General features: G+C 48.0%; 11 protein-coding genes. 7 read left to right on the forward strand and 4 right to left on the reverse strand.

Going from position 1 to position 14,699, the window contains the following annotated elements:
* The first annotated feature begins 389 nt into the window (after window positions 1–389).
* Window positions 390–1,877, forward strand: a complete 1,488-nt coding sequence (locus AKL11_RS01275) for a coniferyl aldehyde dehydrogenase (RefSeq protein ID WP_095210078.1) — start codon at window positions 390–392, stop codon at window positions 1,875–1,877.
* Between the two features lie 40 nt (window positions 1,878–1,917).
* Here AKL11_RS01275 and AKL11_RS01280 read toward each other — a convergent pair whose 3' ends face one another.
* Together AKL11_RS01280 and AKL11_RS01285 are read right to left on the reverse strand one after the other, a co-directional pair.
* On the reverse strand, window positions 1,918–4,038 hold the full coding sequence (locus tag AKL11_RS01280; protein ID WP_067514776.1) for an oxidoreductase: 2,121 nt from the start codon (window positions 4,036–4,038) through the stop codon (window positions 1,918–1,920).
* 17 nt (window positions 4,039–4,055) lie between these two features.
* On the reverse strand, window positions 4,056–4,886 hold the full coding sequence (locus AKL11_RS01285) for an alpha/beta fold hydrolase (protein WP_067514778.1): 831 nt from the start codon (window positions 4,884–4,886) through the stop codon (window positions 4,056–4,058).
* A 194-nt stretch (window positions 4,887–5,080) separates the two neighbouring features.
* Between AKL11_RS01285 and AKL11_RS01290 the strand changes: the two genes are divergently transcribed.
* The 6 genes from AKL11_RS01290 to AKL11_RS01315 all read left to right on the forward strand — a co-directional run bounded on the left by AKL11_RS01290 (window position 5,081) and on the right by AKL11_RS01315 (window position 12,566).
* Complete coding sequence (locus AKL11_RS01290) at window positions 5,081–5,812, forward strand: SDR family NAD(P)-dependent oxidoreductase (RefSeq protein WP_067514780.1); 732 nt, start codon at window positions 5,081–5,083, stop codon at window positions 5,810–5,812.
* A gap of 72 nt (window positions 5,813–5,884) precedes the next feature.
* Window positions 5,885–6,523 (forward strand): nuclear transport factor 2 family protein, encoded by a 639-nt coding sequence (locus AKL11_RS01295; RefSeq protein WP_067514782.1) that lies wholly within the window; start codon window positions 5,885–5,887, stop codon window positions 6,521–6,523.
* Window positions 6,524–6,529: 6 nt separating this feature from the next.
* Window positions 6,530–8,356, forward strand: a complete 1,827-nt coding sequence (locus tag AKL11_RS01300) for a long-chain-acyl-CoA synthetase (protein ID WP_067514783.1) — start codon at window positions 6,530–6,532, stop codon at window positions 8,354–8,356.
* 45 nt (window positions 8,357–8,401) lie between these two features.
* Window positions 8,402–9,298 carry a VOC family protein gene (locus AKL11_RS01305; RefSeq protein WP_067514785.1) on the forward strand — a complete coding sequence of 299 codons (897 nt, stop codon included), beginning with the start codon at window positions 8,402–8,404 and terminating at the stop codon, window positions 9,296–9,298.
* 270 nt (window positions 9,299–9,568) lie between these two features.
* Window positions 9,569–10,954 carry a DUF1329 domain-containing protein gene (locus AKL11_RS01310; RefSeq protein ID WP_067514786.1) on the forward strand — a complete coding sequence of 462 codons (1,386 nt, stop codon included), beginning with the start codon at window positions 9,569–9,571 and terminating at the stop codon, window positions 10,952–10,954.
* Between the two features lie 118 nt (window positions 10,955–11,072).
* Window positions 11,073–12,566: a DUF1302 domain-containing protein gene (locus AKL11_RS01315; RefSeq protein ID WP_067514788.1), complete on the forward strand. Its 1,494-nt coding sequence runs from the start codon at window positions 11,073–11,075 to the stop codon at window positions 12,564–12,566.
* Window positions 12,567–12,674: 108 nt separating this feature from the next.
* Here AKL11_RS01315 and AKL11_RS01320 read toward each other — a convergent pair whose 3' ends face one another.
* A complete protein-coding gene (locus AKL11_RS01320; RefSeq protein ID WP_067514790.1) occupies window positions 12,675–13,685 on the reverse strand; it encodes an ABC transporter ATP-binding protein in 1,011 nt (336 codons plus the stop codon).
* Window positions 13,682–14,698 carry an ABC transporter ATP-binding protein gene (locus AKL11_RS01325; protein ID WP_067514792.1) on the reverse strand — a complete coding sequence of 339 codons (1,017 nt, stop codon included), beginning with the start codon at window positions 14,696–14,698 and terminating at the stop codon, window positions 13,682–13,684. Before AKL11_RS01325 ends, AKL11_RS01320 begins: the two co-directional genes overlap by 4 nt.
* Window position 14,699: the final 1 nt, after the last annotated feature.

The raw sequence follows: 14,699 nt of genomic DNA on the forward strand, positions 1-14,699 counted from the left end.
TAAAATTCTGGAAGAGTTCAGATTGCATATCACTCCCCTACCACGTTGATTTTATAGGAGTTTAGCTGATTCAACCATTAACGGTAACTTAGCCCAAGAACCTACTTTAAGAACAACTGGAAAAAGATGGTCTATCCGGAAGCCCTGAGCGCCCATTTACCAATCGGCTCTGGGGTTACTGAAGCGGCCTGTAAAATATTGGTGAAACAGAGGATGTGCAGATCAGGTATGCGCTGGAAAGAAGAAGGTGCCTCAATGCTGTTAACACTCCGAGCGATCATATGTTCAACAGGACATTGGTCATCTTTTTGGAAAAAAATGAATCAATACGGTTTTCCAATTACTCATAACCTTCAGACAGGACATTGATCAGGCTGAGCACCCTCATTATGCAGGCTACACAGACAGAATCCGCTGCTGTAATAAAATCAGAAAAACGGGCAGACCTCGGATCAATTGAACAAAAGTTGATGCATTTGCTGAATAAACAACGCCTTGCTCATTCAGGTATTCCCTACCCGGATCTGGATACAAGAATTGATCGCTTGAACCGTTGTATTGATTTATTGGTCACGTATCAGAATGAGATATGTGCAGCGGTTGAAGCTGACTTTGGTTGTCGATCCGATAATGTCACTCGGGTCTCTGAGCTGTTTACTTCAATTCAGTCCCTGAAGTTTGTCCGTAAAAAACTGAAAAAATGGATGAGGGTTGAACAACGCAGCGCTCCTTTCCCGATGAATGTCACTGGCTCGCGCAGTGAAATTCATTATCAGCCTAAAGGTGTTGTGGGGATCATGACGCCATGGAATGTGCCTGTGAATGCCATTTTTGCTCAGCTGGCCGATGTGCTTGGCGCTGGTAATCGGGCAATGATCAAACCTTCTGAATTTACCCCGTGCACGTCAGAATTACTTGAAAAACTGATTTCGGAATATTTCTTTGATGATGAGATTGCTGTTATTAATGGTGATGCTGACACCGGAGCTGCCTTCAGTCGATTGCCGTTTGATCATTTGATTTTTACCGGTGCAGGCTCAGTGGGCAGTAAAGTGATGGCAGCCGCAGCGCCAAATCTGACACCTGTCACTTTGGAGTTGGGTGGGAAATCTCCGGTGATTATTGCAGAAGACTATGATCTGGATGATGCAGCGGACAAACTAATGGCTACCAAAGCCATGAATAGTGGCCAGATTTGTGTCAGTCCGGATTATTGTTTTGTGCCTGAAGCTGCTCTGGATGCTTTTGTTGAAAAGTGTCGTTCAGTGATCGCGGAGCTTTATCCCATGGTGCAGGATAACCCAGACTTTGTTTCAGTGATTAATGAGCGACACTTTGAACGTATTTTGTCTTATCTTGATGATGCTCGGATAAAAGGTGCTCAAGTGATTTCGCTGGATACTGTTCAGGCGGACTGGAGTGACAGGGCTAACCATAAAATCCCCCTGCATTTGGTCATTAACCCGACCAATGACATGCTGGTGATGCAGGAAGAAATCTTTGGTCCCATACTGTCCATAAGAACCTATCAGTCATTCGACATGTGTCTTTTGGATATCAATAGTCGCCCAAACCCTTTGGCGCTGTATCTTTTCAGTAAGGATAAAAAGGTACAAAAAAAAGTTATTGATAATACGATGGCGGGGGCAATGACTATTAATGATATCGCCGTTCACTATGCCTGCGACGACTTGCCTTTTGGTGGTGTTGGTGCCAGTGGTATGGGGCAGATTCATGGTATCGAAGGTTTCAAAACGTTTAGTCATTCCAAGTCTGTATTCAAACAGGGTTGGATCAACCTGCCGAAATTGAGCGGTATGCTGCCGCCTTATGGCGAGAAATTTGAGAAAATGTCACGGGGGTTGGTGAAGAAATAACAGGACATTCAGCCCTGTTATTTTATTACTAAGGGTCTGACTAACAGTTTATCCCTGCTTGTAGGCCGGATTGAATCGCACCTTCAATATAAGCGACATCGGAGCTGTCACCGATGTTCGTAACATTAAACCCTGCTTCAGCCAATTGACTGGCAAAGCCATGATCCGGTTCAGCACCAACGGCCAGAACAACAGATTCTGCAGGCAGTTGGTGCTCTACGCCGTCTTTATCTTGATAGTAAACCACTGACTTATCAATCTTAGTGACGTTGGCAAACGTAACGGTATCGACATTATGGGTTTTCAGGTTGTGAAGTACCCGCCAGCGGCGAACAATGCTTAATTCGGTACCGAGGTCTCTTTCTGGTTCCAGAACCGTAACTGACCGACCGCGCTCCACCAGAAATTCTGCCAGCTCCAGTCCAACAAGACCACCGCCAACAATGACGACCTGCTTACCAAGTGGCATCCAAAGTTTTGACAGTTGCTGAATGGCTTCTGTGCTGTTGGTGGCTCCGATCATTGAACCGGATTTCATCATCATTCGTTGAGCGACATTGAGTTTCTTTTTGGCGATATCGTCACCGTCACCCGTCATCAGGCGACGAAGTTCATCTCCGGACCAAACATGTTTGTGCTCAGCGCCAGGGATATTGGGAGCATTACGCAGAGCACCCGTGGCAACAATGACTTCATCGGGTTTCAGTTCGTTTAAAAGAGCTTCATTAGCTTCAGTATTCAATCGAACATCAATAGGAAGCTGCTTTACTTGATTCACCAGATAATCCAGCAAAGGACCATTCTCCGGATAAGCGAGGGAGGCAAAAAACAAGGTTCCCCCTAATCGTTGACTGCGTTCAATTAAAGTGACTCGATGCCCGCGAGTGGCAGCGACTCTGGCAGCTTCCATGCCCCCAGGGCCTCCACCAATGACGACAATGTGCTTCTGGTGATCGGTTGCGATCAATTGAATTTTTGATTCATGCCCGGTCATGGGGTTCACAGCACACTTTACACGTTCATTGACGAATATTTGGCTGACACAAACATAACAGTAAATGCAGGGGCGAATATCTTGTGGACGGTTTTCAATGACCTTTCTTGGAAATTCAGGGTCGGCAAGCAGCTTTCGAGCCAGGGCAATGTAGTCGCACTTGCCATCTGCAATGGCTTTGTCTGCCACCTCTGGCTCCAGTCGCCCTACGGCAATCACCGGAATCTTGATGTGCTTTTTAACTTCTGCCGTCCAATCCAGAAAGCCTGCTGGCTTTTGAACTAATGGTGCTTCGGTAAACGCATCGCCACTGTTAGTATTGGCGTAGGCAGAGATATGCACGGCATCCAGCCCTGCGGCTTCGACCATTTTGGCGACGGCAATGCAGTCATCTACAGTAATGCCGCCTTCCATTCTGAGTTCCTGAGCATCCAGCCGGAGCCAGATCGGAAACTCTTCACCTACTCGCTCACGAACCGCGGCAATCACTTCCATTAAAAAACGAGCACGGTTTTCTAATGATCCACCGTATTCATCATCACGCACATTGGAATAGGCAGAAAGGAATCCTGCAATAATGTAGGTATGGGCTGCATGTAATTCAATACCATCAAAGCCGGCTTTTACGGCACGCTCTGCTGCTGATGCAAACCATTCAACCATTTGATTAATGTCGTTTTTATCCATCACCCGAATGGTGGGTTTGGTACCTGCCTTTGGACGAATAAATGAACCAAGCTCTGTGAGAGTGAGGGAGCTCATCATATCGGTCTTTTGAGGCTTGGGCAGTGAAGGCACCCATAACTCTCGACCTTCAGCCAGATCCCTTACCGCAGTCTTACCTGCATGCTGAAGCTGAATAGCAATTTTGGCATCGTGCTTGTGCACTCTGTCGGTTAGCTGTTTCAGTCCGGGAATAAACTGATCATCAGAAATACCCACCTGATAAGGCTCGGCTGTGCCGTGGGGGTATGCCACAGAACAGACGCCCATGGTCAGCAATGATGCTCCACCTTTGGCACGCTCTTCGTAATAGGCTTGAATGCGTTCACCGCAGTGACCATCCGCTTCAGCGAAGTTTGAGCCCATAGGCGCCATAATCATGCGGTTTTTCAGATCCAGAGAACCAATTCGACCCGGTTTAGACAGATGTTCGAAAGTAGACATACAACGACTCTCTGGTATTAATTATTTTTCAGGAAATCGATACAGGTGCGGTTAAACAGTTTTTCGTGTTCCACCTGCACCCAGTGTCCGCACTGATTGAGCATCAGGAAACGGCACTCTTTGGCGTTATGGAGGAACTTGAACATGCCCTCTGGTGGGTTAAACAGGTCATTAGTGCCCCAGAAACCTAGAATCGGGCAGTCCAGTTCATGGAGCCGTTCGGTCATGTTTGGCACCATCATGGTGGAGAACAGATTGGCCGGCTGAGTCTTGGCAACGGCAGCACGTTCCTCCAGTAATGCATCAGAAAGCCGGGAAGAATCAAACAGTTGCAGCTGCATGACCTGACGCATTTCATCCACACCCATTGGGCCAGATTGATACACCTCAACCATACGTCGAATGCCTTCCATCTGGAAGTAGGTTTCGCGCTCTTCAACCCCTCCGGGTGCCATTAACAGCAGTTTGCTTACGGTGCTCGGATGTTTCAGTGCCTGACCGAGGGCAATGGCGCCACCAAGAGAATTGCCGAGCAAAATGCAATTGGTGAGTTCTAGTTGGGTGATAAACAGGTTCAGGGTTTCAACAAAAAAATCCAGGTTGTACTGAATGTCGTCTGGCTTATCGGAACGGCCAAAACCGGGAAGGTCGAGAATAATATTGCGATAGCCAGCTTCAATAAAAGAAGGGAAGTTGCCTTTAAAGTTGCTGTAGCCACTGGCGCCAGGACCACTGCCGTGTAGCCAGATAATAGTCTCTCCCTGTCCTTCATCTAAATAATGCAGAGTGATGCCATTATCAAGCTTGGCAAACTCACCGGTTGGCAGCGGCAGGTCATTCTGAGACATGTTAATACCCTTCTTTATTATTGTTTTAGCGTTCTGTCATGGGTCGCAGACAGAACAAATGGCAAATTCCTGACTGCCAAATATCAAGGTTCACCACCATTTACAGCATCGTCCATTCAGACCAGTCTCGGGCATATCAAAACCGTTAATGTGATTTGCGTTGATCAGAAAAATAATAAGAGAAGACTGAAGTCATGAAGCATAAGAATAAAGTCGTTTTTGTGACCGGCGCCGCTCAGGGTATGGGTCTGGCGGTGGTTAAAAAGTTTGTTGCAGAAGGTGCACGGGTTGCTGCTGTCGATCTTAATCAAGAAACCGTCGCCAATGCCACCAGTGATCTGGGAGACAGTGTGCTACCAGTTGGCTGTGACATCTCCAATGCAGAATCCGTTCGGGCTGCCATGGCAAAGGTTGAAGAGCGTTTTGGTCAACTGGATGTGGTCGTTAATAACGCCGGTGTTGGTTCTGTGGATGCGTTTTTGGATACCCCCGATGCCCATTGGCAGAAAGTCATTGGTGTTAACTTGACCGGTACATTCTATTGCTGTCGTGAAGGTGCCCGCCTGATGGAGAAAAACGGCGGTGGTAGCATTATTAATATCTCCAGCACCGCTGCTGTTTCTGGTGAAGGCCCAAGCCATTATTGCGCTGCCAAAGCTGGCGTGATGGGTTTGACCCGCAGTATTGCACGGGAACTGGCGCCTAATGGTATTCGTGTAAACACCATTGTGCCTGGCCCGACAAATACGCCAATGATGGCGGATATTCCGGATGAGTGGACCAATCAAATGATTGCAGGCATTCCGCTGGGGCGTATGGGTGAGCCAGAAGAAATTGCCAGCGTTGCCTCTTTTCTGGCCTCCGATGAGTCGTCATTCATCACCGGACAAAACATTGCTGCCAACGGTGGCATGGCATTTATCTAACAACAGCCCTGAGCATAATAACAGCCATGAGCATAACAACAGCCATGAGCGGCAAATAAAGTGGACGTCGATATGCCTGAGTCATCGCTCTCATCGTTAGCACAACGGATTGACCGTCTGGAATCAACGGAAGAAATTCGACAGCTTGCCGGTAAATATTCTCTCTCGCTGGATATGCGGGATCTGGATGCCCATGTAGGCTTGTTTGCGCCAGATGTGCGGGTAGGTCGAGGTAAAACCGGCAGAGAGCATCTGAAACAGTGGGTTGACTCAACACTTCGGGATCAGTTTACCGGCACCTCTCATCATCTTGGTCAGCATATTATTGAGTTTGTGGATGCAGATCATGCTATTGGTGTCGTTTACTCAAAAAACGAACATGAAACTGGCCCGGAATGGGTAACCATGCAGATGCTGTATTGGGACGATTATGAACGCATTGATGGGCGTTGGTATTTTCGTCGTCGTTTGCCTTGTTACTGGTACGCTTCAGATCTGAATAAGCAGCCTATTGGTGATCTAAAGATGCGGTGGCCAGGTCGTGAGCCTTATGAAGGTACTTTTCATGACCTGTTTCCCTCCTGGAAAGAATTCTGGGCCAACCGGCCAGTTGATGATCAGCTACCGGAGGTTGCTGAGCCTGCACCTTTAGGGCAGTTTCTGCTGAGTATGCGTAAAGATACGCCTGCTCCGAAAATCCGGGTGCGTTGATTTGTGATGAAAGACACTGGGCAAGTAATCATTCCCAAGCGAGCAGAGACTCAGGCCAAAATGGATGAGAGATCTGCTGTTGCTAATCGTGTTTGTCCTGATGCTGCCTATACGATTGCTGATCGTTGGCAAGAAAGGGTGGATAAGCACGGAAATCATCCCTTTCTGCTCTATGGTGACCAGTCTCATTCGTACCGCGATGTGGATTGCAGAGCAAATCAAGTAGCCCGTGCGGCTTTGGCTATGGGGCTTACTGCCGGTGACGTTTGTGCGATGGCTCTGGAGAATCGGCCAGACTTTTATCATGTATGGTTTGGTTTGGTGAAAGTGGGTGTGGTGATCGCCTTCCTGAACACACAGGTGAGTGGGAACGCGTTGAAGCATGCTATTTCTGCCTCTGGTGCTCGTGCTGTGATTGTGGGTGAGGAGTGTGCTCATCATTTTTCAGCCGCAGAAGGTTTACAGGGGTTACAGTTATGGTTGTTACCTGATGAGGAGAAACCTGCCAACAGCACCGACCTTGAGTGTTTGGACGAAGCATTTTATCAGGCTATAAATACCGCATCTGCTGAACCTGTTGATGCTCAGCTGAGAGCATCGATAACGGCTGAATCCCCAGCCATTTTGATATACACCTCCGGTACCACAGGCTTACCGAAAGCCGCCATCTACAGTCATATGCGTTGGTTGTCGTCTGGTGATGTGATGGAAGTCAGCATCAAGGCGGATCAGAGAGATGTGTTTTATTGTTTTTTACCGCTATATCACGGTGCGGCAGCAACCTCTGTTACCTCTACTGCGCTGTCGGCAGGGGCGACCATTGTACTCCGGCGAAAATTCAGTGTTCGACGATTCTGGGATGATGTTTGCGATTATCAGATCACGGTTTGTCAGTACATTGGGGAGATTTGCCGCTATCTCCTGAACTTCTACGACAATGCGCCTATGCACAGTCTGCGCTGCATTGTTGGTGCTGGCTTGAACGAGCATACATGGCAGCAATGGATCACCAAGTTTGGACAGATGGATATCTATGAAGGTTGGGGAGCTACCGAAGCGAACACCAATCTTCTGAACATGGATAACTATCCGGGCTCCTGTGGTCGAATTCCTGATTGGAGTAAAACCAATCTCAGGCTGGTTCGGTTTGATCTGGAACGCAATGAATACCTTCGTGATGAACAGGGTTATCTGATTCCCTGTGAGGCAGGTGAAATCGGTGAGGCTCTGGGTTACATCATCAGCAGCCCTGATATGGGCGGCGGCCGCTTTGAAGGTTATACCAGCGCAGAAGCAACAGAGCAGAAAATACTTCGTAACGTATTCCAGCAAGGGGACAGTTTCTGGCGTTCCGGTGATCTTCTGAAATTTGACGACAATGGCTACTTTTATTTTGTTGATCGTTTAGGGGACACCTTTCGTTGGAAAAGTGAGAATGTTTCTACTCAGGAAGTGGCTATCGCTCTTGGTGATGCTGAGGGTATAGAGCTGATTAATGTCTATGGTGTTCAGGTTCCGGGGCATGAGGGCCGGGCGGGCATGGCTGCGATTGTTATGCAGAAGGGGTGCGGATTTGATCCTGAGGCATTTTATACTTTAACTGCAAAAAAGTTACCCGACTATGCAGCGCCACAGTTTCTACGATTATGTCAGTCTGCTGATCTGACCAGCACCTTCAAATTGAGAAAAATAGACCTGCAAAAGCAGGGGTATGATCCTGAGTTATGCCAGGAGCCCATTTACATCAGGGACAGTCGGGCAAAAAGCTATCTTCCCTACGATGAGTTGCTTTTACAGGCGCTTGGATTGTCAGCCATTGAGGCTGACGCATAAAAAGAAAACGACGTTATCAAATTATAATAAGAAGAGGATGAACTCATGATGGATATTCGCTCCCTCGGCTACTTTGTTGCTCAGACGGATAACTTGCCGGAATGGCAAGCCTATGCAGAAAATGTGCTGGGTATGATGACGTCTGAAGCTCCGAATGGTGGTCTTTATCTTAAAATGGATGACCGCCCATTCAGAATGTTAATTGTTGAAGGTGATGATAAACGATATTTGTCGTCAGGGTGGGAGTTGGGATCTCTCGAAGCATTTAATAATGCTACAGAGCTTCTCGATGAAAAAGGCATTGCCTGGGAAAAAGGCGACAGTACGATGTGTCAGCAGCGCGGCGTTCAGGATATTGCTCTGGTTCGCGACCCTTCCGGTAATCTTCATGAGCTCTATTGGGGCTACTGTTCAGACTGCCAACCATTTATTTCACCTCAAGGTGTGCCAAAGTTTGTCACTGGTGATATGGGGTTGGGGCATACCGTACTGCCAGCGCCGAACTTTGATGAAACACTGAGTTTTTTGAAAGAGGTTCTGGGCTTTGCCGTGTCTGATATGTTCAATTTCAAGCCGGCGCCTGATGCTGATCCGCTGCCAATCTATTTTCTGCATTGCAGTAATCCACGTCATCACAGTCTGGCTATCTGCGCATTTCCTGTTCCTTCTGGCTGTGTGCATGCCATGGTGGAAGTGGAAAACATGACGGAGGTTGGGCGTGCTCATGATCGTCATCAAGCTCATGGTGTGAAACTGTCGGCGACTATCGGTCAGCATTTAAACGATAAAATGACTTCTTTTTATATGAAAACACCGTCAGGTTTTGATATGGAGTTTGGTTATGGCGGCCTGCAGGTGGATTGGCAAGAGCACAGCGCGTTTGAGTTCACCAGAGTAAGTATGTGGGGACATGATTTCTCGGTGGGGCAGTCTGCTGAATAACCAGTAGGCTCTACTTTTCTATTTCCAACTTCCATGCGTAAGCGTGGGAGTTTTTTGTTGTCTGCGATAAAATAACCCTGTTTTTAATATGGCTATAACCCTCGTGGTTACTGGTGTCTGGTGAAAATTTGGCCTAGTCCGTAAGGACGATTCACGCCCTTGTGTAATTGCAAAAAATGATCCCGGGATAAGAAAAATAATAAACCAACCGTGTTAGATATTCAGATGTATTAATACATGCTGAATATCTTCCCAGGGAGAATAATAAGAATGCAAATTAACCGGCTAGTGACGCCCATAATGACGGCACTGCTGCTCTCCGGTAGTGGCTTCGCTCTGGCAAAAGCATCACCTGAAGATATCGCCAAGCTTGGAAATGAACTGACGTGTACCGGTGCGATAGCCGCTGGCAACGCAGATGGCACGATTCCTCCTTTTTCCGGCAAATGGCTCGGAACACCTCCAGGCATTGAATACACGCCAAATGTTGGCCAGCATCCAATTGATCCGTATCAAGACGACAAGCCTCGTTTGATCATTACCGGCGCTAACTGGCAGGAACATAAGGAAAACCTGACCGTTGGTCAGCAGGCTATGTTTGAGCGTTTTCCTGAGACCTTTGAAATTCCGGTATATGCAGGGCGTCGTGATTTCCGTTATCCCGATGTGGTTTGTGACGTAGTGAAAAGGAATGCTGCAGACTCAGAATTGACCGATGAAGGTTTTGGTTTTACCGGTTATATGGGTGGGGTTCCATTTCCAATTCCTGATGCTGACCAGCCTATGCAGATTCTGGCAAACCATAACTTTCCGTTTCGTGCGTTTACCTATCAGACAGATCGTGATGTTGCAGACGTAAGTTCAACGGGCAAGATAAGTTGGGGAGCACAGAAGAACAAAGGTCTGAGCCTGGTGAATCATCCGGATTATATTGGCCAGCCCATGCTGGACATTATGGCCTACGGCATCACTGCCACCACCAAACCGATCCGGAGCAAAGGCAGCGCGACGGTATCAATTGAACCGGTGAACTTTGCCCAGGGTAAACGACTGGCATGGAATTATAACCCGGGCACTCGTCGTGTAAGACAGTTGCCGGAGTACGGTTTTGATACACCGCTGGCTTCTACAGCGGGCAAGTTGACACTGGATTCAGATCGTTTGATGAACGGTTCACCAGAACGCTATACCTGGCACTCTCTGGGTAAAAAAGAGATTTATATTCCGGCAAATGCTTACAAAGTTCATGGTAGCGATGTGAAGTATGATGAGCTGCTTCAGACAGGCCACGCTAATCCGGATTTCATGCGCTACGAGCTTCGTCGTGTATGGGTGCTTGAAGGTCGTTTGAAAGACGACTATCGCCATAAGTATGGTCGACGCACAATGTACATTGACGAAGATACCTGGCATGGCGTGGTGTCGGATTTTTACGACACTCGTGATGAGCTGGTACAACACGCTTACATCAATTACTACTACGCCTACGATATGCAGGCATGGCAGGCGGGCAGCAGCTTTTACCACGATCTGACCTCTGGCGGCTATGTCGGTTACAACCTGTTCCAGGAAAAGGCTAAAGGCCCAATTCTTAATGCCGGCAACATGACCAAAGATATGTACACGCCAGCGGCGCTTCGTCGTTTAAGCCATTAATTAATTGTTTTGAATGCCACAGCTCGTCCGTCGGCAATCCTGAATGGATTGCCGATCAAAATTGCTGTGGTGGTGTCGGCAACCTGACGGTTACCGGCCTACAAGGAATAATAAGAAAATGCACACATTCAAGAAAAGCAAACTGGCCATGGCTGTGTTGAGCCTTGGTCTTGCCGGTAACACGTTGGCTGGCGAAACCATTGAGCTGGGAAATGACGTCACCCTGGACTGGAAAGGCACGCTGACGTATTCGGCAGCACAACGGCTGGACGACCAGAATAAAGAGTTAACCAGCAGTGGTAACACCAATTTTGATAAAGGTGATTTGGTTAATAATGGCCTTTCATTATTAATGGAAAGCCATTTGCGATTTGGTAATAGTGGTCTGGTGTTGTCTGGTAGCACTTTTTACGACGGCGTTTACCACGATGATAAGTTTACTGATGATGCTGAACGCTATCATGGTGGTTACACCCGTCTCCTGGATGCTTATGTTTACACTGCGTTTCCTTTTGGTGAAAGTGGTTATGCCGATTTTCGTTTAGGTAGCCATGTAGTGGCATGGGGCGAGGCTCTGTTTTTCCCAAGCATGTCTCTGGCGCAGGGGCCTTCTGATGCGATTAAATCCGGTATACCGGGCACAGAAGTGAAAGATATCTTGTTGCCAGAAGAGCAGGTTTCCATGCAGTTGGAAATTACACCTGATCTTTCTCTCTTGGCTCATTATCAGTATGACTGGCATGAGACTGTGGTATCGGAACCCGGCTCTTATCTTAGCACCAGTGAGGCGGTGGGTAATGGCGCTGTTTGTTTGATACCCAGTGCGCTGGCACCCGATGGGTGCGATTTTGGACAACGCAAGGCAGATATTACACCTGATCATGATCAGTGGGGAGTCGGTGCTCGTTATCGTGTGAGTGATTTAACCGAGCTTGGTTTGTACTACCTAAGCTATAACTCTCGTATTCCAACACCTGTAACCACAATGACTAGTCAGAGTTCAGCTACGTATCAGGTCAAATATATGGATGACATTGACTTGTATGGTTTAACGTTTACGACGAGTGCGGGGATAGCCTCAATCGCAGGTGAGGTGACTTATAAGAAAGGTGCGCCTGTACTGGCTGGAGCATTGTCTAATCCAACTCGAGGCGATGTGCTGCAGACGAACCTGAATGCGATAGTGAACTTTGGTAGCTCACCGATTTCTGATAGTGCGACACTTACTACGGAAGTCGCTTATGTTGATATTCAGAGTGTTGAAGATGAGCCCGTAATTGGAAGTGATGAACTTGCATGGACTAGCTATGGTTTAGCAGCATCCGCGTCCTTAAATCTCGCTTATCCGGGGATCACTGAATCCTGGGATATGGGCGTTCCTGTAAGCTATTCACGCCAGGTGAAAGGTCGAACTATGACCGGTGGTGTTGGAGGTGAAGGTGATCACCGTTTCAGTATCGGTGCAGACTTTACCCATCACCGTTCGGGTGTGCAGGTAGGGGTCAAGTATCTCGCTTATATGGGAGATCATGATGCTGATACAGAAGCTTACAAAGAAAAGAAACTCACCGACCGGGATAACGTTTCCCTGACGGTGAAGTACGCCTTCTAAAACTTTGCCTTATAACAGCCGGGGTTGTGGTGGCCCTGGCTGTTTTTCTATTTCCGTTTTGCGACAACCTTGAAACATGGAACGAGATGGGCAGCCCTGTTGGCTACCTTACTCATTAATCACCGTGACCTTGTGGCAAGAAACCTGATGGTTTTCACCTGACGTTGAATGACCCATATTGATTAACTCTGGCTTTGTTTGCGCGCATTGCTCATCTGCATAAAGGCAGCGAGTTCTGAATACGCAACCTGAAGGCGGGTTAATAGGCGACGGAAGATCACCTTTCAGTACTACCCGTTTCTTCCTTGCTTCCGGATCCGGCACTGGAACCGCTGAAATCAATGCCTGAGTATAAGGATGCTGTGGTGAGTTGTAGAGATCATCTTTATCCGCAACCTCCATCACATTCCCTAAATACAGAACCATGACTCGATGGCTGATGTGTCGTACGATTGAAAGATCATGACTGATAAACAACAATGACAGACCAAACTTCTTCTGCAGTTCGCCCAGCAGGTTAATGATCTGTGCCTGAATGGACACATCCAGTGCGGATACGGGTTCATCACAGACAATCACTTTGGGTTGCAGAATCATCGCCCGGGCAATACCAATGCGCTGACACTGTCCTCCAGAAAACTCGTGAGGGTAACGGTTAATCATTCTTGGCAGCAGGCCAACGATATCCATCATTTCACGAACACGGTCTTTTACGGCATCCTTCGATAATTTCGGGTGATGGGTGACCAGCGGTTCTGCAATAATTTCGCCAATGGTCATGCGTGGATCAAGACTGGCCAGTGGATCCTGGAAAATGATCTGCATATCTTTACGCAGAGGGCGCATCTCTTTCACTGAGTTGCCCGTGATGTTTTGGCCCATCCAGACCACTTGTCCGTCGGTGTTGTGCAATAACTGCAGCACAGCTCGGCCCAGAGTGGATTTTCCACAGCCTGACTCGCCCACGACTGCCAGTGTTTCCCCTTCATAGAGTTGAAAGCTTACGCCATCAACGGCTTTCAGGGTTTTCTTACGTGTGAAAATAGTGCCGACATCCACAGGGAAGTGAACCTTAAGGTTATCGACGGTCAGGATGGGGGCTTTTTCAACAGTATTCATAGGGCGCCCTCTACAACATTCATCGGGTGACAGGCGGTGACCGCGTTTAACTGATGGCACGATGCCGTACGATTCTCATCGATGTAGGTAGTCGTTGGTTGTTCCTGATGGCATCGCTCTGTCGCATATTGGCAACGAGGCTGAAAGGCACAGCCTTTAGGTAAGGCCTGAAGGTTAGGAGGCTGGCCTGGGATCGCATACAGGTCTTCATTATGATTGCCATCAATCCTTGGCATAGATTTCAGCAGTCCCTGTGTATAAGGGTGCCTGGCATCAGTAAAGAGTGAGCTAACGGAGCCGGTTTCAATCACTCGGCCACCGTACATTACCATTACGTGGTCGCACATATTGGCGATGACACCGAGGTCGTGGGTGATCATCACAATGGACATGCCCAGCTTTTCTTTCAGATCTTGAAGTAAGTCGAGAATCTGCGCCTGAATGGTCACGTCCAGAGCGGTAGTTGGTTCATCGGCAATCAACAGGTCCGGTTCGCAGAGCAGGGCGATGGCAATCATGACTCGTTGTCGCATACCGCCGGAGAACTCGTGAGGGTACATATGCACCCGCTTGCGCGCTTCTGGAATACCGACCAGCTCCAGCATATCGATGGATTTTTCCAGTGCTGCTTTTTTGTTCATTCCCTGATGCTCAATCAGAACTTCCGTCATCTGTCGTGAGACTTTCAGATAGGGATTCAATGATGTCATTGGGTCCTGAAAAATCATGGACAGGGAAACGCCACGAACCTTATTTAGCTCGGCAACGGGCAGTCCAAGAATGTTCTGTCCTTTAAAAATGGCCTTGCCTGTGGTTTTGCCGTTCTTTGCCAGCAAGCCCATCAGTGCCATAAATATCTGGGTTTTTCCGGACCCGGATTCCCCGACGACACCGAGGCTTTCCCCTTTTTTCAAAGAGAAGTTGATCTCGCTGGCTGCAGATACTTCGCCATCCGGCGTATCGAAACGAGTGTTGAGGTTTTTGATCTCAAGAATGATGTTGTTCTCGTTCATA

Source organism: Endozoicomonas ascidiicola, from assembly GCF_001646945.1.
Lineage (GTDB): Bacteria > Pseudomonadota > Gammaproteobacteria > Pseudomonadales > Endozoicomonadaceae > Endozoicomonas > Endozoicomonas ascidiicola.